Origin of the sequence: Actinomyces urogenitalis DSM 15434, from assembly GCF_000159035.1 — a bacterium.
Taxonomy (GTDB): Bacteria; Actinomycetota; Actinomycetes; order Actinomycetales; family Actinomycetaceae; genus Actinomyces; species Actinomyces urogenitalis.
Window position 1 is genome coordinate 33,148 of the sequence record NZ_DS999576.1, and the last position, 20,422, is coordinate 53,569.

18 protein-coding genes and 1 other RNA gene are annotated in these 20,422 nt (G+C 66.1%); 14 read left to right on the top strand and 5 right to left on the bottom strand.

From position 1 onward, the window contains the following. Positions 1-231: hypothetical protein (locus HMPREF0058_RS12815; RefSeq protein ID WP_040319852.1), on the bottom strand; the 231-nt coding region annotated here is incomplete at its 3' end. A 451-nt stretch (positions 232-682) separates the two neighbouring features. Between HMPREF0058_RS12815 and HMPREF0058_RS08370 the strand changes: the two genes are divergently transcribed. From HMPREF0058_RS08370 to HMPREF0058_RS12430, 7 genes are all read left to right on the top strand, one after another. Continuing rightward, positions 683-1,972 carry a site-specific integrase gene (locus HMPREF0058_RS08370; protein WP_081449218.1) on the top strand — a complete coding sequence of 430 codons (1,290 nt, stop codon included), beginning with the start codon at positions 683-685 and terminating at the stop codon, positions 1,970-1,972. Further along, positions 1,969-2,514, top strand: coding sequence for a hypothetical protein (locus HMPREF0058_RS12420; protein ID WP_141560540.1), 546 nt, complete (start codon positions 1,969-1,971; stop codon positions 2,512-2,514). The genes HMPREF0058_RS08370 and HMPREF0058_RS12420 overlap by 4 nt, the downstream gene beginning before the upstream one ends. Positions 2,515-2,761: 247 nt before the next feature. Next, positions 2,762-2,977 (top strand): helix-turn-helix domain-containing protein, encoded by a 216-nt coding sequence (locus HMPREF0058_RS08375; protein ID WP_006549340.1) that lies wholly within the window; start codon positions 2,762-2,764, stop codon positions 2,975-2,977. 334 nt (positions 2,978-3,311) lie between these two features. Then, positions 3,312-3,788 carry a hypothetical protein gene (locus HMPREF0058_RS08385; RefSeq protein WP_006549342.1) on the top strand — a complete coding sequence of 159 codons (477 nt, stop codon included), beginning with the start codon at positions 3,312-3,314 and terminating at the stop codon, positions 3,786-3,788. After that, positions 3,785-5,158, top strand: coding sequence for a DUF3631 domain-containing protein (locus tag HMPREF0058_RS08390; RefSeq protein ID WP_006549343.1), 1,374 nt, complete (start codon positions 3,785-3,787; stop codon positions 5,156-5,158). The genes HMPREF0058_RS08385 and HMPREF0058_RS08390 overlap by 4 nt, the downstream gene beginning before the upstream one ends. Continuing rightward, on the top strand, positions 5,155-5,397 hold the full coding sequence (locus HMPREF0058_RS12425; RefSeq protein WP_006549344.1) for a hypothetical protein: 243 nt from the start codon (positions 5,155-5,157) through the stop codon (positions 5,395-5,397). The genes HMPREF0058_RS08390 and HMPREF0058_RS12425 overlap by 4 nt, the downstream gene beginning before the upstream one ends. After that, complete coding sequence (locus tag HMPREF0058_RS12430; RefSeq protein WP_006549345.1) at positions 5,394-5,645, top strand: hypothetical protein; 252 nt, start codon at positions 5,394-5,396, stop codon at positions 5,643-5,645. The genes HMPREF0058_RS12425 and HMPREF0058_RS12430 overlap by 4 nt, the downstream gene beginning before the upstream one ends. Before the next feature lie 1,528 nt (positions 5,646-7,173). Here HMPREF0058_RS12430 and HMPREF0058_RS08395 read toward each other — a convergent pair. Beyond that, complete coding sequence (locus HMPREF0058_RS08395; RefSeq protein ID WP_040319854.1) at positions 7,174-7,701, bottom strand: hypothetical protein; 528 nt, start codon at positions 7,699-7,701, stop codon at positions 7,174-7,176. A gap of 405 nt (positions 7,702-8,106) precedes the next feature. After that, positions 8,107-8,477, bottom strand: a transfer-messenger RNA (tmRNA) gene (gene ssrA, locus HMPREF0058_RS12155). Between the two features lie 197 nt (positions 8,478-8,674). On the opposite strand from ssrA, the gene HMPREF0058_RS08405 reads away from it, so the two are divergent. After that, complete coding sequence (locus tag HMPREF0058_RS08405; protein WP_006549349.1) at positions 8,675-9,670, top strand: aldo/keto reductase; 996 nt, start codon at positions 8,675-8,677, stop codon at positions 9,668-9,670. Between the two features lie 90 nt (positions 9,671-9,760). Here HMPREF0058_RS08405 and HMPREF0058_RS08410 read toward each other — a convergent pair whose 3' ends face one another. Beyond that, a complete protein-coding gene (locus HMPREF0058_RS08410; RefSeq protein ID WP_006549350.1) occupies positions 9,761-11,737 on the bottom strand; it encodes a solute carrier family 23 protein in 1,977 nt (658 codons plus the stop codon). A gap of 146 nt (positions 11,738-11,883) precedes the next feature. Here HMPREF0058_RS08410 and HMPREF0058_RS08415 point away from each other — a divergent pair, with 146 nt between their 5' ends. After that, positions 11,884-12,978 (top strand): alpha/beta hydrolase, encoded by a 1,095-nt coding sequence (locus tag HMPREF0058_RS08415; protein WP_034236911.1) that lies wholly within the window; start codon positions 11,884-11,886, stop codon positions 12,976-12,978. 32 nt (positions 12,979-13,010) lie between these two features. On the opposite strand, the gene HMPREF0058_RS08420 is transcribed toward HMPREF0058_RS08415, so the two are convergent. Continuing rightward, positions 13,011-13,775, bottom strand: a complete 765-nt coding sequence (locus HMPREF0058_RS08420) for a FadR/GntR family transcriptional regulator (RefSeq protein WP_006549352.1) — start codon at positions 13,773-13,775, stop codon at positions 13,011-13,013. 96 nt (positions 13,776-13,871) lie between these two features. Between HMPREF0058_RS08420 and HMPREF0058_RS08425 the strand changes: the two genes are divergently transcribed. The 5 genes from HMPREF0058_RS08425 to HMPREF0058_RS08445 all read left to right on the top strand — a co-directional run bounded on the left by HMPREF0058_RS08425 (position 13,872) and on the right by HMPREF0058_RS08445 (position 20,422). Next, on the top strand, positions 13,872-15,290 hold the full coding sequence (locus HMPREF0058_RS08425; RefSeq protein ID WP_006549353.1) for an ABC transporter substrate-binding protein: 1,419 nt from the start codon (positions 13,872-13,874) through the stop codon (positions 15,288-15,290). A 245-nt stretch (positions 15,291-15,535) separates the two neighbouring features. Then, on the top strand, positions 15,536-16,501 hold the full coding sequence (locus HMPREF0058_RS08430) for an ABC transporter permease (RefSeq protein ID WP_024036358.1): 966 nt from the start codon (positions 15,536-15,538) through the stop codon (positions 16,499-16,501). Continuing rightward, entirely contained in the window at positions 16,501-18,645 is a 2,145-nt protein-coding gene (locus HMPREF0058_RS08435; RefSeq protein ID WP_006549355.1) for a dipeptide/oligopeptide/nickel ABC transporter permease/ATP-binding protein, read from the top strand. The genes HMPREF0058_RS08430 and HMPREF0058_RS08435 overlap by 1 nt, the downstream gene beginning before the upstream one ends. Continuing rightward, a complete protein-coding gene (locus HMPREF0058_RS08440; RefSeq protein ID WP_006549356.1) occupies positions 18,642-19,466 on the top strand; it encodes an ATP-binding cassette domain-containing protein in 825 nt (274 codons plus the stop codon). Before HMPREF0058_RS08435 ends, HMPREF0058_RS08440 begins: the two co-directional genes overlap by 4 nt. 38 nt (positions 19,467-19,504) lie before the next feature. Further along, positions 19,505-20,422, top strand: a complete 918-nt coding sequence (locus HMPREF0058_RS08445) for a dihydrodipicolinate synthase family protein (RefSeq protein WP_006549357.1) — start codon at positions 19,505-19,507, stop codon at positions 20,420-20,422.

Sequence of the window (20,422 nt, forward strand, 5' to 3'; positions counted from 1 at the left end):
GGCGTCCTCCCGGGCCTGCTGCTCGGGAGTCAGTCGCAGCGCGTCCCTGGCGGTGGTGGAGGAGATGACACCCTGGGCCTGGGCCTGCAGCATGGCCGCCGTGTATGCGGACTGGGACGGTGTGGCCGGGTCGCGCCACTGCACCTCAAGGGTGGACAGGTCGGCGGCCTGCCCCTGCTTCATGAGCCCGAGCATGAGTCTGGCGACCTCCTCCAGGGCGTCGCCAAACATCTCCTGCTCAACCGACTACACCCTCGTTCGTGAAGAGCCGCTTTAAGGCGCAAAAAGACCTTGGACGAGGATTTCCCCATCCAAGGTCTTAAAGTCGCTCTACGGGCTTCCTAGAGCGTCTTTCGCAGTCAATAATCGTCCGCGAATCTATATACAAGCGCCAACTCATTCCTCACGAAATAGAGTTCAACGCTTCCTCTTTTGGTGGAGATGGGGGGAGTTTTTGAGATGCCTTGTGGTGGAGATGGGTTTTGCGGCGTCAATCCGGGGTTTGAGTTGGTAGCGCGCCGGAAGGTCCGGTTTTGCTGTGGGGACAGCATACCCCCCAAAACCCCCTAAATCTCGCCTTGTCCCGTATCGTTGTCCCCACTGGGACCCCACAGAGCGGGAGGAGAATCCGTTGGCACGACGGACATTCGGGACGGTCGAACCTCGTTTTCGTCCCCACGAGATGGCTGCGTGGAAGGCGGGGGAGCGCCGCTCTAAACCATCTCCACTTTCCTACCGGGCTCGCTACCGGGACCCTAGGGTGAAGGCACCGCAGCGCGGCCCTTGGATCAGCGCACCCCACACCTTCACCACTAAGGCCGAGGCTGAGGCGTGGCTGACCTCTGTCAAGGCAGACATCGACCGAGGTGCGTGGCGTCATCCTGACGAGATCGCCGCCGAAGAAGCCGCACGCGCTGAGGCTGAGGCTCGTGCCGCCCGACTCAACTCCTGGACCGTCAAGACTTGGGGCGAAGAATGGCTCCGACGCCGTGCCGCCGACACGAACACCGCCGCCGGTACTGTGCGCGTCTACGTCTCCCGTCTCAACGTCCACATCTATCCCGCCCTTGGAGACCTACCACTGACGGGCCTGACCGCCAAGAAGGTCCAAGCCTGGTACGACGCCCTACCGTCCCGCTCGGCACAGATCAACGCCTACCGGACCCTACGCACCATGCTCAACGCCGCCATCGACTCCGAGGAGACGGCACTGACAACCAACCCCTGCAAGATCAAGGGTGGCGACACCAAGAACGTCGAGACCACCGAGCGCTACCTTTTCAGCCCCGCCGAGGTCCAGGCGCTCGCTGACGCCATCGACGAACGAGCCCGTGCACTAGTCATCCTCCTGGCAGACGCAGGACTCAGGATCAACGAAGCCCTAGCCCTCCGACGCTGCGACTTCACCCACGGACGGCAAGCGGCCTTCGTTGACGTCCGCCACTCCATCGTCCGTGAGGGCAGCACCAGGACACTCGGCCCCACTAAGACCAAACGCACCAGGCGCGTGCAGGTCTCACCAACCACAGCGGACACGCTGACCGAGCACATCGGCCGCTTCTGCGACGACGGCGACAACGCCCCGATCTTCCCGTCCCGGCCCGGCGACAAGATCGGTATGCAGGACAACTCAGCCACCCGCTTCCTGGACAAAGCGATGGCTGACGCAGGCATCGTCATCCCAGACGACAAGATGGGCGGGTGGCACGCATTCCGCCACTACTCAGCAACACGCTTCGGTCAAGCAGGAGCCTCCACCTCCTCCCTGATGCAGCGCTACGGCTGGAGGAAACCTGAACAGGCCATGCACTACCAGCGCGCCGACTCCGACTATGAGCGCACCGTCCTGGACCGCATGACCCAAGAAGTCGATGCCGGTGCCCCAACCTGGAAAGAACGCTCCGACGCCATCAAAGCCGCCAAAGCAGACAACGTGACCGCGCTCGCGGACAAGAGGAGGAAGCGAGCATGAACACAGACCCCTGGGGAGGCCCGTCCTCATGGTGGGAGAGTGCCGAGCCGCTGTTTGATCTCGACACCGGTAAGCCCACCGAGTACTACGTCAATCCCGGTGACGACTCTCTTCCCCGCCGGTACTACACCAATGGCAGCGAGGAGCTTGAAGCGCTGCTGGCCGAGTATGTATTTGCTGGTGGCGAGGCTATGGGCCCATTTCATGAGGTTGCTCTTTACTGTGGGCGGTGTACGCGAGAGCGGGGAGGTAGACGTCAGCCCGTGCGTAAAACGATTGGCTATCTCGCTCGTTGGGAATCGGAATGGAGGGTGAGCGTGGGGGTGCCGACGCTAATGCCGCCTTCCACACCTAGCGATGCACCGGGGAGGCTCAACATCGAGTGCCCGACCTGTGGCCTACGAGGCTGGATCAAAGCGACGCGGGAACAGCTGGACGACGAGTTCCTGGAACGCCGCTCAGGGCAGACTCCTAAGCGGACAAGCTTTGCGCACATGATCGAGAAAGGCCTTGCCCGTGAGGATGTGAAGCCGCCGTTTTAGCCCGTTGACTACCGCCGCAACCCTTCGAGAGTGCTAGGCTCCCGTCAACAGGTCCGAATGACCTGCGATGACGGTCCTCTCCGCCCTAGATACGTGACGTCGTAGTTCACGCCCGAAGCCCGCACGGCTGACGGCTGGTAGACAGGTCCGAAGTTACCTGAGAGCGTCGGCACGCCTGGAACCCCTACTTGCTTGGGGTGCATCCGGCGTGCCCGCGTGCACCCCGTTCACGGAACGGAGTTCTACCATGACAGCCCGCAAGGCAGCGGTCACCTACCGCACCGCAAACCTGTCACCCGCTGAGTTCGGCGAAGCCGCCAACATCAGCCTCACCACAGTCCGCGCACTCATCGCCAAGGGTGACCTCAAGGCCACCAAACTGGGCCGCGCGGTACGCATCCCCATCACAGAACTGGACCGCCTCGGTCTGGCCGTGCCCTCCTACCTGAAGGAGGCGGCCTGACCATGACGGCAACGAGAAAGCCCCGCCCGGTGGCAGCCCAGGCGGGGCGTAGAAGCAAGGACCTCGCGCTCGACAACCAGCCTACTGCCCACAGCCGCCGCACGCCCTCCAATACTGCCCTAGCAGTCCGCGAGCGCGCCCGCGTCCGTCTCGCCCAAAAGTCCGTTCGGCTCGGAGCGTGCCAGGTAGCGCGCAGGATCGGACAGGTCGCCGAGACCGCGCGAAGGTCGGGCGTGTCGGCTGACGCGTTGGCACTGCTGGCCACGCTGGAGGCAGCAGCAACCGACTTTGCCGACTTCATGTGCTCACCCCAGGCGTGGACGGAGGCGGAGCAGTGAGGAGAGGAGAGCCCGTTGAGATTGATTTCCGCGCCGTCTACGCCCGTGAGGCTAAGTGCCTGGAGGAGGCGTTAAGGGCCTACCAGGCCGCCACTGTGGACACCCTTCCGCGAGACGGCGAACCGACGCCGTTGCCAGCGTGGGCCACCCGACTAGAGAGCCTGGACCGGCAAGCGCTCGCGGAGGTTAACGCGACCCTGGCCATGGGGGAGCGCACCGGCTACCTGTCGGGCTGGCAGGACGGTGCACGTACCGAGGGGGCGACACAGCGTCGTCTAGGTCGCGTGGAGGGGCGGTGCGAGTTGGCCGGTGAACTGGTCGACGCCTCAAGCATCTACCTCACCGAGCACGCCCGTGCCCTGGCGTCTGACCTTGCTGCAACGACGTCGTTCGCAGACCTGTGTGAGCGTCGTGGTGAGCGGGAGCGGGCCAGCCGAGCACGCGCCGTCCTGGCTGAGAGGGGGATCGCATGACCCCCATGCAGGAGGTTAGAGGAGAGGGCGCCGAGGGCTGGAGCCTGGCAGAGGTGCTAGACAGGCTCAACGGCTGGTTCGCTCGCTTCATCTGTACCACGACGCCCGATGACGTGGACCTGCTGACGCTGTGGACGGCACACACTCACGTATGCCTCCAGACGCACACCACTCCGCGACTCATCCTTGACTCTCTGATGCCAGGCTCAGGCAAAACGACAGTGCTGGATCATCTCAACCGTTTGGCGTTCAGGCCGGTACTAGCCGCCTCATTGAGTTCACCAGCACTGCTTGTCAGGCTACTGAAGGACGAGCCCCGCACAATCCTGATCGACGAGGTTGACCGCACACTCAACCCGAAAGAGGAGGGGACTAAGGATCTGCTCGCGGTGCTTAACTCCGGCTACCGGGTCGGTGGGAGCCGTCCGGTCCTTACCCCGGTCAAGGGCGGGGACTGGGAGCCGGTGGAGATGTCAACCTATGGGCCTGTGGTGATGGCGGGCAACATGCCTAGCCTTCCCGATGACACCCGCAGCCGGTCCATCAGGGTGCTTCTGATGCGCGACGACGACGGCGCGGCTGAGGACTCGGACTGGGAGGAGATCGAGCCTGAGGCACAAGCCTTGGCGCGAGACCTGGCAGCCGCGCTGGAGCAGTGCCGAGACCAGGTTGCTGCCTCACGGCCCGTCCTACCCACGCAGTGCACCGGACGTATGAAGGAGGTCTGGAGGCCCTTGGCGCGTGTCGCTGACGTGGCAGGAGGCCGCTGGCCTGACACCGTGCTCCACCTGTACGAGAGACATGCCGAGGAGGTCGCGGCCGAGATCGCCGAAGGCGTCGCCAACCGGTCTCCCGCCGTGGTCCTCATCAGTGACCTTGCGGAGGTCTGGGACCCCTCAGAGCCCTTCCTGCCCACGGCTGACATCGTGGCCAGGCTCAAGGCCCACAACCCTGGCTACTGGTCCGCTGCCAGTGCCTACGGTGCGGACGTCAACGGCAAGAGGATCAGCAACCTTCTGAACCAGGGTGCCAAGATCAGGTCTCAGAAGGACTCTCGCGACCGCCGAGGCTACCGTCGTGAGGACTTCCTGAGAGTGTGGAGACAGGTAGGAGCACACCCCTCAGGGGAACCGTCGAACCCGTCGCACCTGTCGGACCCGTCGGAGACCAGCGACCAGCCACCGACGGTTGCGACAGGTCAGACGCTTACGACGGATGCGGAGACACCCCCCAAGGAGGTCGCCGCGCCTGGATGCCCGCACGGCGCGCCGACACCCCGCCTCTGCCTGGAGTGCCAGCCACACGCAGGTGCGGACGACATGGGCACACCCGACATGCTCGGCCTACTGGAGGATGGTGAAGCAGCATGAGGGGAAGAACCGTCACCTACTACGGACGAACCTTCGTCCAGGACGCCACAGCCACCCGACTCGCCGAGTCCATGATCGAGGTCACCGGCTACTGGTGCCCCGTCTGTGGCCTGCCTCGTGTCCCCTACCGGGGTGATGGTGGGGTTCACCCCTGCTGCTACCAGTCCGCGAGCGCGAACACATGCACCTCGAACACGATGGACGTGGCCAACGTGCCGGTAGGAGTGAGTGCGGCATGAAGGAAGTCAACGGCGAACCTGTCATTGACAGTGAGGAACTGGCCCTGTTCCTGGACCTCCCCACCCAGGCGGTGGAGGAGTGGAGCGCGCACAACTGGGACGGCCAGGCGGTGCCTATACCTGGCATATGGGTGGCCCGAGGAAGAAGAGCCATGCGGAGGCTCACCCGGCAGCTGGGGTACGTCCCAGCCATGAGTGAGGCACTGGAGGTCCTGCGAGAACAACGCGGCCAGTCCTCAGCCTCCTAGGGGTCCACGGGGTGGCCCCGTGACCAGACCGGTTGCGGGGCCACCTCCTCATTTGTGCTGAGGGGGTCCATGCTCTCGACACCCCAGGGGGAGGGATTGAACGGCGCTGTGCGCGGACCGCCGGGGAGAGGCAGAAAGTACGTGAGGGGTTCAAAGATTCACGCCCTCGCGCTCGCGGAGCAGGGGCTGGGGGTGAGGCGTGCCCCAGGGGGGGGGTTGTTGCTGATGGAGGGCACGCACTGATCGCGTACCCCTGTTGGCGAGCCGGTGGAGAAAAACGGCGGGGAGAGATCACGCTATGCCGCCGGGCCAGCGAGCCGGGGTGGGGGAGGGGGATGCCCCCAGGTCGATGCGTCTGTCTCGTGGGGAGCGTCGGGAGATGGTCGCGATGCTCTCGTCCACCGGCATGTCCACCCGCGCCATCGCACCCGTGGTTGGGGTGAGTCACATGACTGCATCTAATGACCTGAATGCAGGTGTAAAGACCTTTACACCTGCACCTTCCTCCACAGCAGGTGATGCAAATGCATCACCTGGGCCGTCAGCCGCCAGGGGTCTCACGAATTCTACTGTCTCAAACGAGACAGTAGAACTATCAACCAATACTTCGGGGCCAACTTCTGAGGAGTCGGTGACCGGGCTCAACGGCAAGACCTACGCCCGGTCAGCAAGGACAGTTGCCAACGATGCTTCGGCATCTACTGAGCAATTTTGCTCAGTAGAGCAGGGCCCCACAGCCCCAGAGGCCGCATCACAAGACATCAAGGCAGGTGTCAGAAATCTGACACCTGAGCCGTCAGCCACCACCCCGGTAACAGATGAGGCCCCGGCCGGGTCCGTGCACTCAGGGTGACTCTCAAACCCGTACAGAATCTGAGCGCCTATACGCGGAGCGATGCGAAGGGTGAGGGGGTGGGGGTGCCTCCCCCCTCCCGTGGCCACCCTGAAACCGCTGGATAGCAGCCCCGGCACTACGTGCGTCGCGAACCTTCTGTTTTTTGGGCCTCTAGGACGCTGCTGGCAGGCCCGTAGGGGCTCCGGCACCCGCCGCCGCGCCCCCCGGAGGGAGGGCGTGGTCTCGTGCCCGTACAGGGCGATTGCGAGGGTTGTTTCGTTACAGCCTCACCGTCGTCTCACCCTTGAGGGGGCGGGACACAAAGGGAGGGAAAAGGGCGGCGGCCTCGTGACCGTGGTGGTTGCGGGGCCGCCGTACCTCCCTCAGCGCACAACGCCGTGAGCCGCTGACATGCCCCACAGGTGGCTGAACACCCGCTAAGGGGGCCTAATAGGCCCGTACGCGCTCCGAGTTGCCTATAAGGGGCAACTATGGGCACAGGGTCCGAAAGGCTGTCTACAACGCTCCTAGGGGCCTTAAAGGGGTGGTTGCGAGTGATCCCTCGCGCGCGCGTGCGCGCGCGACCCCCCTACACCCCAGGGGAGGGGGCGGCCTCTCCCCGCCCACCACCTGGCCGCCTGGAGCCCTCACCTTCCCAGAACGCCCCTACCCGTAGGGGTCTAGGCCATGACGTCAGACCGTCCCGCGAGCGCCCCGCGACCATCGGCGGGGACGTGCTGGCTCACTGTGACCGTCTTGCGCGTCCAGGTCGTTGGCAATCTGGTCGAACACACGTTGGACGCGCTCTGCCTCAGCAGCGTCACGCGCGGCGTCAGACGCCGCCTGTTCGGCGTCAGCGGCCACGAGGTCACCGGCAAGGCAGGACACGAACACGACGCGGCAACCTGAGTGGTCGTCACAGGAGGTGGCCCCCTTGCTGACTAGCCAGGAGGTCACGCCACTGATGTAGCGCACACCGGCGAACACCCTCCTTAACTCGCGTTCGGGCAGGTCGAAGGCGACACGGACCTCGATCACGCTGTCGCCGACGCAGTGCACGTCAGCGAGGTTGGCGCACAGTTGCTCACGGTTGAGGACGTTGTCGAACCACTGGACCCCGCGCGAGCGGCACCCAACGCGGACCCCCGGCCCCACGGAGAAGGGACCCCCGTTGGGTGTCAGTGCTGAGGAGGGGACTATCACCGAGTAGGCGGGACTCACAGCGCACCCCCGTTCTCCGCAGTGCAGACGCGGGCCCCCAGGTCCTCGGCCGCCGCTCGCAGGGCCGCCATGGCCTCTTCGACGTCGCCACGCGTTGGCAGGCTCAGTAGGTCGGACACGGTGGGGAGTTGGAGCCTGAGAGTGCCGTCCTCGCCTACCTCTAGGGCGACCCTCAGGTGGTCGGAGTACCTGCCTCGGACCGAGGCGCACCCGTAGAGGCGGACGACCCCCCAGTGCTGTCGCTCAGACGTGGGCGGCGTCGGGGTCCCGGCGTGGTCGGGGGAGTGGGTGGGCATGACGTGTCCTCTCTGGGAGATGGACTGACGCCGCATGACTCATTTCGCTGTCCCCACTGGGACCCCATAGGCCCCCATTGAGGGGGTGGATCGTTGGAATTGCAACGAGTGGTGGAGATGGGGGGAATCGAACCCCCGTCCGACGGTGGTGCAACAGGACTTCTCCGGGTGCAGTTCGCTAGCGATTTTCTCAGCCCCGGCGTCTCACGCGAACAAGGACGCCGACGGGCTCAGTCACCTAAAAGTCCCGAAGCCCCTGATGACGAAGGACCTCAGCAGTGGCTCCCTAGATGACGCCAGGAACCGGGGCGGAAGCAGTCCCCGGGCTGACGGACTTCGAGGCTCGCTCAGGCGGCGAGGGCGAAGTCGGTGCGAGTGTTATCGGCACCTATTGGTTCGCACAGAGCGTTGACGAGATGACTGTGCATCCTCGACCCGCTTCTCCTGAACCCACGACCGTCGTCGAAACCGATCATCCCCTGTGTAGTTGTCAATGGCCGCCGTCGAGACGAGGACCGGCAACTGGCCCCGTGGGGCCGGACCGTCATGCTAGCAGCATCGGCACCAAGACAACACACCCTCATCGCGTCGTATTCCTCCGGGTGCCGCGTGAAGCAGGTCCGCCTGCCCCCGGCCATGACATCATGACCCTGCACTGAAGGATTCAGGAGGAGTCAATGGAGACACGACCGTTTCACGCCCTGGGCCGCCAGGTCTCCGCGGTAGGGATCGGCACCTGGCAGCTGGGCGCTGACTGGGGCGAGGTAGACCCGGCCGACGCCACCGCCACGCTTGAGGCCGCCCTGGACAGCGGCGTCACCTTCATCGACACCGCCGACGTCTATGGCGACGGCCGTTCCGAGCGCTTCGTGGGCAGCTTCCTCAAGGACCACCCCGACGCCGGCCTGACGGTGGTGACCAAGATGGGACGGCGGGTGGCTCAGCTGCCTGAGAACTACACCCGCGACGCCTTCTGGGCCTGGAACGATCGGTCGCGGGAGAACCTGGGCGTGGACACCCTGGACCTGGTCCAGCTCCACTGCCCGCCCAGCGAGGTCATCGACGCCGAGCAGACCTGGGACTGGCTGGAGGAGATGGTCGAGCAGGGGCGTATCCGCGCCTACGGCGTGAGCGTGGAGACCTGCGATCAGGCCCTCTGTGCCATGAGCCGACCTGGCTGCGCCAGCGTCCAGATCATCCTCAACGTCCTGCGGCGCAAGCCCCTGGAGGAGGTCCTGCCGACGGCGCAGCGCATGGACACCGCGATCATCGCGCGCGTCCCGCTCGCCTCCGGCCTGCTGTCCGGCCGCTACACCGAGACCACGACCTTCGCCCCCGCCGATCACCGCAGCTACAACCGTGACGGCTCGGCCTTCGACGTCGGAGAGACCTTCTCCGGCGTCCCCTACGAGGTCGGTGTCCAGGCTGCTCGCGAGTTCGTGACGTTGTGCTCTGAGCTCGGTCCCCAGGGGGTGAGCCCCGTCCAGGTCGCTCTGCGCTGGATCCTGGACCAGGTGGGCGTGACCACCGTGATTCCCGGTGCCCGCAACAGCGCCCAGGCCCGGGCCAACGCCGCTGCCGGCAACCTTGAGCCGCTGTCAGCGCAGCTGCACACGGCCCTGGAGGAGCTCTACGACCGGCTCATCCGCTCCCACGTGCACGATCGCTGGTAGGTGCCTGCGCCGTCGTTTCTGCGACAACGGGTGCGGCCGGGGAGGACGTACTGTCCTCCCCGGCCGCACCCGCGTCAGGCGGCGCCGGTCCTAGTCGAGCTGCTCGAACTTGCGCGACCAGGCGCTACGGATCGGGTTCGCGTCAGCCACCATGGCGTCGAAGCGCTCGTCGGCGATGTCGATGACCTCGCCGACGGCGCAGCGGGCCTCGCGGGCCGGCGAGCTCTCCACGCGTGCCCAGCCACGGGCCAGCAGCTGGTGGCGGTCGGTCAGGCGCTCCACGCACATGACCAGGGGACGGGAGAACTTCTCCTGGTAGGCCTGGGACAGGCCGCGAAGCTCGGCCTCCTCGGCGTCGTTGAAGGAGCCCAGCGCGAGTGAGGCGGTGTCGAGCTCGGCCTGGGTGTTGCCGTCCTCGCCCAGCAGGAGCTCGGTGATGTCGGCGTAGCCGCGGATGAGGGCCTCCTGCTCCTGCGGCTGGGCGGACAGGACCTCGTCCTCAAAGGCCTGGCGCAGTGCGGCGGTCGAGGCGAAGGGGCGGTGCTCCCACGCGCGCTCGGCCGGCCAGGTGGCGTCGGCGTAGAGGCGCGAGAAGACCTCAACGAACTGCTCGCGCTCCATCTCGTTGACCTCGTCCAGGCCCACCGCCCGGCCGTGGACGAGTGCGACGTCGGCCCCGTCCTGACGGTCCAGGTGGAAGAACAGCAGGTTGAGGATGACGGCGGTCAGCGCACCGATCGTCACGCCCGAGCCGAAGAGGATGGCCAGCCAGCTAGGCATCATCGAGGCGATATCGGGCTTGAAGGTCACCAGCAGCGCCAGCCCCATCGAGGTCGAGACGATGACGGCGTTGCGGTTGTCATGCATGTCAACCTTGCCGAGGGTCTGGATACCCACCACTGCCACCGAGGCGAACATCGCCAGGGAGGCTCCGCCGATGACGGGGGAGGGGATGGCGGCGACGACGGCAGCGGCCTTGGGCAGCAGGCCCAGCACGATCATGATGACGCCGGCGCAGGTGACCACCCAGCGTGAGCGCACCCGCGTCAGGCGCACCAGACCGACGTTCTGGGCGAAGCAGGTGTAGGGGAAGGAGTTGAGCACCCCGCCCAGCATCGTCGACAGGCCATCAGCGCGCAGGGCGTTGGCCACGTGCGTGGGCGTGATGCGCTTGCCGACGACCTCGCCGGTGGCGAAGACGTCACCAGTGGTCTCCACCGCCGTGACAGCCATGACGATGAGCATGGAGACGATGCCGGTGACGGTGAAGGTGGGGATGCCGAAGTAGAAGGGCGTGGTGATGCCGACCACGGCCGCCTCGCCCACGCCGGAGAAGTCAGTGTCACCCAGGACCCAGGCCAGGCCCGTGGCCACCACGAGGCCAATGAGAACCGAGATCGTGGACATGAAGCCCTTGAAGACGCGCTGGACGAGCACGATGAGGGCGATGGTGAGCATGGCGTAGCCCAGGCCTCGCAGGGTGGGGCCGGCAGGGTCCGCCCCCGCGGCGCTGGCCTGGGTACCCCAGGCGACGATGTCCCCGGCGGACACGCTCATCAGCGTGGTGCCCATGACCGTCAGGAGCGTGCCGGTGACTACCGGCGGGAAGAAACGCAGCAGGCGGGCAAACCACGGCGCAACGAGGAAGGTGGCGAGACCGGCAGCGATGATCGAGCCGTACATCGCCGTCAGCCCCTGCGTGCCACCGGCACCGCCTGAGGCTGCCAGGCCGATGGCGATGAGCGGCGAGACCGCGGTAAAGGTCACACCCTGGATGAGGGGCAGGCGTACACCAATCTTCGGTCCCAGGCCGGCGGACTGGATGATCGTGGCAATACCGCAGGTCAGGAGATCGGCGTTGATGAGGTGGACGGTGGTGGCCGCGTCCAGGTTCAGCCCGGAGGCGATGACCAGGGGGACGACGACGGCGCCCGCGTAGAAGGCCAGGACGTGCTGGACCCCGAGGACGGCAAGGCGCCCGAAGGGAGGAACGGCGTCAACAGGGTCCTTGGGGCGAGGGGAGGAGGAGACAGGATCAGCGACACTGGGAGGCTGGCCGTAGGACATACGAAAGGGACTCTCCTAGGATGGGACGGACATGCCGGGGCGCCTTGAGAGCCCGTTGCGTGCGCTCCCACCATGGGGAGGACAGCGCGCGGCGCGGGAGACGACGTCTGCGACCCGGCGGCCACCATGCTACTGAAGGAACGCCGATGTCTGCCCTTCCTCCTGTGCGTCCCGCCTATGACCCACACACTCAGGTGGTTCTTGATGCGCTGGACGCTGCTGGTCTCGACCTTCCCCTGAACGAGGAGACCTTGCCTGCCTGGCGCAGGCCGGTCGAGGTCACGCGCCAGCGTCTGCTGGACCAGCACCCGGACCTGGTGGTGAGCGAGAGTGAGATCAGTCGCGAGGACGGCTCGGCGATGACGCTCGCCGTCGTCCGCACAGGCCAGGACGCTCCGGTCCGTCCTGACGAGGCGGGAGCGGGTGCGCCGCTGTTCCTTTCGCTGCACGGCGGGGGACGGGTGGTGGGCAACCGGTACGACGACGTCGTACGTTGCGTGCCGTGGATGCGGCGGTGGGGAGGGGTGATCGTCTCCCCGGAGTACCGGTTGGCTCCTGAGCACCCCTCGCCCGCGGCGACGCGGGACTGCGTGAGTGCGTTGCGGTGGGCGCATGTGCATGCTGAGGAGCTGGGCTGTGATCCGCAGCGGATCATCGTCACCGGTCCGAGCGCTGGGGGAGGACTGGGCATGTGCCTCGCGCTCGCCGGCCGCCAGCCGGGCGGACCTCGTGCGCTGGGTTATCTCCTGGATTATCCCATGCTCGACGACCGCACCGGGATGCAGGACCCCGACGGCGTCGTCCGGCCTTCCTCTGCGGCGCAGTACCCGCAGGACGGGCGCTGGCCGGCGTCCTGGAACAACTGGGCGTGGGACCAGGTCCTTGGCGAGCGGAGAGGAGGCACGAAGGTGACTGAGGAGGACGCCGCCTCCCGCGCCCGCGACCTTGGCGGGATGGGCGCTGTCTTCCTCTCCGTGGCCTCTGCGGAGGTCTTCCGTGACGAGGTCGTGGAGATGGCGAGCAGGATCTGGCGCGACGGCGGAGACTGCGAACTGCACGTCTATCCCGGCGGGACCCATGCCATGGAGGTGGTGTGCAGCACCTGGTTGGCGCGTGACCTGGAGCAGGCACGTCAGTCCTGGCTGGCGCGTCTCCTTCAGCCGCAAGACCCGGCCGAGAACCTGCGGCGGGTCATCGCCAACGGCACCTACCCGGGCCTGCTAGAGCCTGCAGCGCACTGAGGCAGGGTGCCCGGGAGCACGCCGCCCGCCGTTCAGCGGCCAACTGAGGCTAGGAGCGGGCGGTAGTGGGACTTGATTGCTACCAGGTAGGAGTCGGTGTCTCCAGCCTGCGCGGTCCGCAGCATCTGGCGGTGCGAGGTGGCGGTGTCCAGGATGTCCTTGGGTTCCGGGGCTCGCAGAAGCGGGATGAGCAGGACGTGGACGGCCCACAGTGCGTCGGTCAGGTGCCGGTAGAGCGGGTTGTCCAGCCGCGCCAGCAGCTGGGAGTGGAAGGCGCGGTCCTGCTCGGGGAATGGCTGTCCCCGGCGCGCCAGCTCCTCCATCTCCTCCACCGTTGCCTCGATCTGGGGGTCCTGGTGTCCTTTCCACGCGCGGACCACCTCGGGGGCCAGGGCAGTATCGAGCGTCGCGCGTAGCTCGACGACGTTGAGCAGGCCCTGGTAGCCCTTGTCACGGTTGAGCAGGCCGCGGAAGACGAGCGACTCCACCATGGGACGCATCGAGGCCTGGCCGACGAAGGTTCCATGACCGTGGCGGACCTCGACGATGTCGAGGGCGACGAGGGTGCGCACTGCCTCGCGTACTGACGAGCGGGAGACGCCCAGGTCCTCGCACAGCTGGGACTCGGTGGGCAGCGGGTCCCCGGGCTGGAGGTGCGCCTGGATGATGTAGTCCTTGATCGCCTGCATGGTGAGCGTCGCCTGAGTGGTTGGGGCTGGGCTCAAGGACGGATAGGCGCTGCGTAGGTCGGATGAGACCGTGGTGGTGCCGCGCGCGGAGGGCCTTGCGATTGTCATGGCTCTATTGTCCTTGCCTTGGACTCTGGGGTGGTCTGTGTTACTGTCATTCTACCAACGTCAGACAACAGACGTCCGACCTTCAAGAGTGCTTCAATGGCGATCCCGACTCCCCGTCCTTCCCGCCGCGGTTTTCTTCAGCTGACCTCGACGCTCGGTGTGGCCGCAGGCCTGGCCGCCGCGCTGTCGGCCTGCGGTGGCTCCGGCTCCGCGTCCTCCGGTGCGAGCAGCGCGGCCACGGAGGAGCAGTCCTCCTCCGCCCAGGCCAATCCGGACGGTGTCATCAAGGCGGGAATCTCCTACGAGCTGGGCACGAACGGTTACGACCCCATGACGACCACCGCCGCCCTGACTGTGGCGGCGAACTGGCACACCATGGAAGGACTCACCGAGCTCCACCCTGCCACGCGCGAGGTCTATGCCGCCCTTGGTGCGGACCTGCCGACCAAGGTAGATGACACCACCTACGAGGTCGCCTTGCGTGAGGGGGCCGTCTTCACGGACGGCAACCCGGTGACCGCCGACGACGTCGTCTTCTCCTTCGAACGCGTCCTCAACCCGGACAACAACTCACTCTACGCCCAGTTCATCTCCTTCGTTGACTCTGTCAGTGCGAAGGATGACAAGACGGTGACGATTAAGACGAAGTTCCCCTACTTTCTGGTGGCGGAGCGCATCAGCGTCGTCAAGGTGGTCCCCAAGGCTGCGGCCGAGGCAGACGCGGCAGCCTTTGACATGAGCCCGATCGGTACCGGTCCCTACAAGATGACGGACAACGGCGCGGGTTCGCAGAAGATCGTCTTTGAGCGCAATGACTCCTACTCCGGTCCGCGCCCTGCCCTGGCCAAGTCCATGGAGTGGCAGATCCTCCCCGATGACACCACGCGGACCAACGCCATCACCTCCGGTACTGTCCAGGCGATCGACGCAGTGCCCGTGGCCAACCTGGCCACGATGCAGGCCCCGATCCAGGTGGCGGCCCAGCAGGGCTTCTCGCTGCTGTTCGTCATGTTCAACAATTCGGTGTTCTCGGACGTCAAGGCTCGCCAGGCCGTCATGTACGCCCTGGACTACGCCAAGATCTGCGAGACGGGCATGGGTACGCTGGCGACGCCGGCTACCTGCTTCGTCCAGGAGGACCACCCTGCCTACAAGAAGGCGTCGACGGTCTACACCTACGACGCTGAGAAGGCCAAGTCGCTGCTCGCCGAGGCTGGGATTACGACGATCAACCTCCTGTGCACCGACCACGGCTGGTTCGCCTCGGCTCGTCCGATCATTCGGGAGAACCTGGAGGCTCTGGGCGTCACGGTCAACTACGACGAGAAGAAGTCTTCCGACGTCTACTCCTTCATTGACTCCAATGAGGGGACGTGGGACGTGGTGGTTGCTCCAGGCGACCCTTCGGTCTTCGGAAACGACGCTGACCGACTTCAAGCCGATCGCACTGACGGGCCTGTCCTTCGTCGACGTCGGCTCGACCCAGGCCTGAGCCTGACGAGCCCTCTCGGCTGAGGCAGGGCGTCGTCGTCCTTGCCGTGATGCTGGGCCCCGCAGCCTGTGTGCTGCGGGGCCCAGTGTCGTCAGTGGACGCGGTTGCCTCGCGGCGAGTCCCCACTTGCCATCAGACATCAGATGTCAGACAATAAGGCGGTGGCCGACACTGTCGCCGGCCCTCTCGCACGTGGCAGCGCCATTGTGCCGACATGACGTCGGCCGGCTCTGCGCGGCGCGGGACGCACAAGCAAAGGAGCGTCCCAGTGTCCAACCTCCTCCGCCTGATTGGACGGCGCCTGGTGGCGCTGCCCGTCATGGTGCTGGGCGTGACGCTGCTCGTCTTCGTCGTCATGTCCTTCTCCTCCGCAGACCCTGCGCGCTTGGCGCTGGGGGAGTCGGCGACGGCGCAGGCGCTCGAGCAGTACCGCGAGACCCATCACCTCAATGATCCTCTCCTGTCCCGCTTCTGGGACTACCTCGTGGGGCTCGTCCACGGGGACCTGGGGACGACGTTCACCGGCGTCAAGATCTCCGACCTGGTTGCTCAGGCTTTCCCGATCACGCTGCAGCTGACCTTCATCGGCATCTTTGTGGCGGTCATCGCAGCCACGGTACTGGGTGTCATCGCCGCCCTCTATCGTGACCGGTGGCCCGACCAGGTCATCCGGGTGATCTCGGTGCTGTGCCTGGCCACGCCCTCCTTCTGGCTCGCGCTGCTGCTCATCCAGCGCTTCGGTGACATCCCGGGCGCCAGTGGCACCTTCCCCTCGGTGGTCACCGAGTGGGTCTCCTTCGGGGACGATCCGGCTGCCTACGTGCGACAGATCTTCCTGCCCGCCCTGGCCATCGCGGTGCCGAACACCGGCACCTTCACGCGTGTGGTGCGTACTGCCATGGTCGAGGAGCTCGATCGTGACTACGTGCGCACCGCCATTGGCGCTGGGATCCCCAAGCCCGTGGTCATCGCCCGCAACGTGCTGCGCAACGCGCTCATCACCCCGCTTACGGTCCTGGGCCTGCGGCTGGGCTACGCCATGGGCGGCGCCGTCGTCATCGAGATGATCTTCAACATCCAGGGGATGGGCCAGCTCATCTTCCAGGGCATTACCCGTAACGACGTCAACATCGTCCAGGGCGTGTCCATCACCGTGGCGCTGGCCTTCATCATCATCAACATCGTCGTTGACATGCTCTACGTGCTGGTCAACCCGAGGATCAGGAGCGTCTGATGCTGCACCGTCGCACACTCGACAAGGTTGCCCAGCCCGGGCTGCGTTTCCAGGGTTGGAGGAAGCTGCCGCTGGGAAGCAAGATCGTCGTCCTCGTACTGGCCCTGGTGGCGCTGATCGCGGTCTTCGCCCCGCTGGTGGCTCCCTACAACCCTGGAGCCACAGGCCTGGCCGCCAGTGAGACTGTCACCCACGTGGAGGGAGTGGGAGACATCGTCTCCTCCGACCCCGCCACCGCTCCCTCCTTCAGCCATCTCTTCGGTACCGATGCCACCGGCCGTGACATCTTCTCCCGCGCGGTCTACGGCGCCAGGGTCTCGCTCGTCGTGGGCCTGAGCGCCACCGGTATCGCCCTGGCCCTGGCTACGGTGCTGGGCGCCGTGGCGGCCACCAGCCGCAAGTGGATCGGCGAGGCCGTCATGCGCGTGCTCGACGTCGTCATGTCCTTCCCCGGTATCGCGCTGGCCGCGGTGCTGGTGCTGGCGATGTCGACCCGGCTGCCGATGGTGCCCGTCATCATCATCGCGACCGCGGTCGTCTACACCCCGCAGCTCACCCGAGTCGTGCGGGCCAACGTCCTGGCTCAGTTCGGTGAGGACTACGTGGCCGCTTCCAAGGTGATGGGCGCTCGTGTGCCCTGGATCCTGGCCAAGCACGTCGTGCGCAACTGCGTGGCCCCGATCATGGTCTACGCCACGGTCCTGGTGGCTGACGCCATCGTCTTCGAGGCCTCACTGTCCTTCATCGGTGCGGGCATCACCTCGGTCAACACCCCGACCTGGGGCAACATGCTCTCCGAGGGCAAGGCACTGCTGCTGTCAGGGCACTGGTGGCCGACCTTCTTCCCCGGATTGATGATCCTCATCACCACGCTGTGCCTCAACGTCCTGTCCGAGGGCCTGACCGACGCCATGGCCTCGCCGCGTATCCGCGCCAACGTCGACGTCGAGGCGGACGAGGAGGCGATGCAGACCGAGCACGCTTGGAAGGAGGCCGGGGCCGCGGTGCGCTCGCACGCCGATCTGCCCGCCGATGCCGTCACCCAGGCGCAGGTCTCCGAGCTGACCGGGCTGGTCGAGCCTGCTGCCGAGGAGACTCCTCTGGAGGAACGCCTGGCCACGCTGCGCCGGGCCGAGCTCGCGCGCCAGGACCGACTGGTCTACCCCACCCCCGAGGCCGAGCCGGTCCTGGAGGTCAAGAACCTCTCGATTGCCTTCCCGGCACAGCACGGCGACGTCAACATCGTCGACGACGTCTCCTTCTCCGTTCGCCCCGGCGAGACCATGGGGCTGGTGGGTGAGTCCGGCTGCGGGAAGTCGATCACCTCGATGGCCGTCATGGGGCTGCTGCCTCCGACGGCGCGCATCACGGGTGAGATCCTGTTCAAGGGACGCAACATCTTGGAGATGACGCTCGCGGAGCACAACGCCCTGCGAGGTCACGAGATGAGCATGATCTACCAGGACGCCTTGTCCTCCCTCAACCCCTCGATGCTCATCCGTTCCCAGATGAAGCAGCTGACTCGCCGAGGGGGCACCCGCAGCGCCGAGGAGCTGCTCGATCTGGTTGGGCTGGACCCGGTCCGCACGCTCAAGAGCTACCCGCATGAGCTGTCCGGCGGACAGCGTCAGCGCGTCCTGATCGCGATGGCCCTGACGCGAGACCCGAGCCTGGTCATCGCTGACGAGCCCACCACGGCCCTGGACGTCACGGTCCAGAAGCAGGTGATCGACCTGCTCAACGACCTGCGCGAGAAGCTCGGCTTCGCCATGGTCTTCGTCAGCCACGACCTGGCACTGGTTGCCAAGGTCGCCCACCGGGTGACGGTGATGTACGCGGGCCAGGTGGTTGAGCAGGCGGGGACCAGTGAGCTGCTGACCAACCCCGTCCACGAGTACACCCGGGGCCTGCTCGGCGCGGTCCTGTCCATCGAGGCAGGCTCCAACCGCCTCCACCAGGTGCGGGGCACCGTTCCCAGCCCCTCAGAGTTCGTCAAGGGTGACCGCTTCGCCCCGCGCTCGTCCTACCCCACGGTCGGCCTGGACACCCGCCCGGTGCTCAAGCCGGTTGCCGCCGGCAGCGACCACTTCTACGCCGTCACGCCTGAGCTTGAGGCGATCCTCGCCAAGGAGGCCATGTCATGAGCGCCCAATCCGCTTCCACCTGGGACCCGCAGACCGACCCGGTGATCGAGCTGCGTCACGCCCACGTCATCCACAAGTCCCGCACCGGCAAGCTGTTTCGCCCGGACACGGTGCATGCCGTCAACGACGTCTCGCTGACCGTACGCCGCGGAGAGACCCTGGGTCTGGTGGGTGAGTCCGGCTGCGGTAAGTCCACCACCGCCCGTGTCATGGTGGGGCTACAGCCCCTGACCAAGGGTGAGGTGTACTTCAAGGGACGTCGCCTGGGCAGCTCGGCGGCGGACCGTAAGGCCCTGGGCCGCTCGGTGTCCGTGGTCTTCCAGGACCCGGCCACGGCGCTCAACCCACGCATGATCGTTCACGACACCCTGATCGATCCGCTCAACGTCCACGGCATCGGTTCCCCGAAGGAGCGCGAGGCGAGGGTACGTGACCTGCTGCACCTGGTGGGACTGCCTCCCAGCGCCCTGGAGGTCCTGCCCCGGCAGATCTCTGGCGGGCAGCGTCAACGCGTGGCCATCGCCCGAGCACGGGCGCTAGAGCCGGACATCATCGTCGCGGACGAGCCCACCAGCGCCCTGGACGTGTCCGTGCGCGCCCAGGTCCTCAACCTCCTCCAGGACCTCAAGAGCGCGCTCGGTCTGGGGCTGGTCTTCATCAGTCACGACATCAACACCGTGCGCTACGTCTCCGACCGCATCGCCGTCATGTACTTCGGCGAGATCGTCGAGATGAACACGACCCAGGAGATCTTCTCCCGCCCGCAGCAGGACTACACCCGCACCCTCCTGGGCGCGGTGCCCAGCCTGCTTGAGGCATGACTGCAACCCCTGTCCCACCAACGTTAGGAAACACCACTATGGATACCCGATTCACCGGTGTCATCCCCCCTGTCATCACGCCCTTCAAGGACGGCCAGATCGATCTGGACAGCCTGGACCACCTCGTTGACCTTCTCATCGACGCCGGTGTCAACGGCCTGTTCCTCCTGGGATCCTCCGCCGAGACCGCCTACCTCACTGACGCCCAGCGTGAGCTGGTGGTCACGCGTGTGGTTGACCGCGCCGCCGGCCGTCTGCCCGTGCTGGTCGGTGCCATTGACACAACAGCGAATCGCGTCATCGAGCACGCCCGCCGGGCCCAGGCGTTGGGGGCTGACGCCATCGTGGCGGCCTGCCCCTTCTACGCCATCAATGACATGACCGAGATCGCTGAGCACTTCACCGCCATCCGTCAGGCCGTGGACCTGCCGCTGTTCGCCTACGACGTGCCGGTGCGCCTGAACGGCAAGAAGCTCGCCGTGGACATGCTCGTGCGTCTGGGTGGCCTGGGGGTGCTCGACGGCGTCAAGGACTCCTCTGGCGATGACGTCGCCTTCCGGCGCCTGGTGGCCGCCAACGAGGAGGCTGGGCACCCGCTGGTGCTGCTGACCGGGCATGAGTGCGTGGTCGACGGCATGCTGCTGCTGGGCGGGGACGGGATGGTACCGGGCTACGGCAACGTCGAGCCCCGCCCCTACGTTGAGCTGTGGCAGGCGGCCCAGCGTGGCGACTGGCAGGAAGCGCGGCGGATCCAGGACCGGATCTGCGCTGGTTTCGAGATCGTCTTCGTGCCGCAGGGGCGCTCGGCTGACGCCTCGGGCATCGGGGCGTTTAAGACCGTCATGGAGGCCCAGGGTACGATCGCCTCGAACGAGATGGCCTTCCCGGTACGCGCGCTGACGGGCGAGACGAAGGAGAAGGTCGTGGCTATCGCCCGAGAACAGGGGCTGATCTGA

Bases quoted from the DNA above. Each gene is read 5' to 3' on its own strand.
- HMPREF0058_RS12425 (WP_006549344.1), top strand. From the start codon at position 5,155: ATGAGGGGAAGAACCGTCACCTACTACGGACGAACCTTCGTCCAGGAC.
- HMPREF0058_RS08445 (WP_006549357.1), top strand. From the start codon at position 19,505: ATGGATACCCGATTCACCGGTGTCATCCCCCCTGTCATCACGCCCTTC.
- HMPREF0058_RS12430 (WP_006549345.1), top strand. From the start codon at position 5,394: ATGAAGGAAGTCAACGGCGAACCTGTCATTGACAGTGAGGAACTGGCC.
- HMPREF0058_RS08425 (WP_006549353.1), top strand. From the start codon at position 13,872: ATGGCGATCCCGACTCCCCGTCCTTCCCGCCGCGGTTTTCTTCAGCTG.
- HMPREF0058_RS08405 (WP_006549349.1), top strand. From the start codon at position 8,675: ATGGAGACACGACCGTTTCACGCCCTGGGCCGCCAGGTCTCCGCGGTA.
- HMPREF0058_RS08440 (WP_006549356.1), top strand. From the start codon at position 18,642: ATGAGCGCCCAATCCGCTTCCACCTGGGACCCGCAGACCGACCCGGTG.
- HMPREF0058_RS08390 (WP_006549343.1), top strand. From the start codon at position 3,785: ATGACCCCCATGCAGGAGGTTAGAGGAGAGGGCGCCGAGGGCTGGAGC.
- HMPREF0058_RS08415 (WP_034236911.1), top strand. From the start codon at position 11,884: ATGTCTGCCCTTCCTCCTGTGCGTCCCGCCTATGACCCACACACTCAG.
- HMPREF0058_RS08410 (WP_006549350.1), bottom strand. From the start codon at position 11,737: ATGTCCTACGGCCAGCCTCCCAGTGTCGCTGATCCTGTCTCCTCCTCC.
- HMPREF0058_RS08435 (WP_006549355.1), top strand. From the start codon at position 16,501: ATGCTGCACCGTCGCACACTCGACAAGGTTGCCCAGCCCGGGCTGCGT.
- HMPREF0058_RS08370 (WP_081449218.1), top strand. From the start codon at position 683: ATGGCTGCGTGGAAGGCGGGGGAGCGCCGCTCTAAACCATCTCCACTT.
- HMPREF0058_RS08420 (WP_006549352.1), bottom strand. From the start codon at position 13,775: ATGACAATCGCAAGGCCCTCCGCGCGCGGCACCACCACGGTCTCATCC.
- HMPREF0058_RS12420 (WP_141560540.1), top strand. From the start codon at position 1,969: ATGAACACAGACCCCTGGGGAGGCCCGTCCTCATGGTGGGAGAGTGCC.
- HMPREF0058_RS08375 (WP_006549340.1), top strand. From the start codon at position 2,762: ATGACAGCCCGCAAGGCAGCGGTCACCTACCGCACCGCAAACCTGTCA.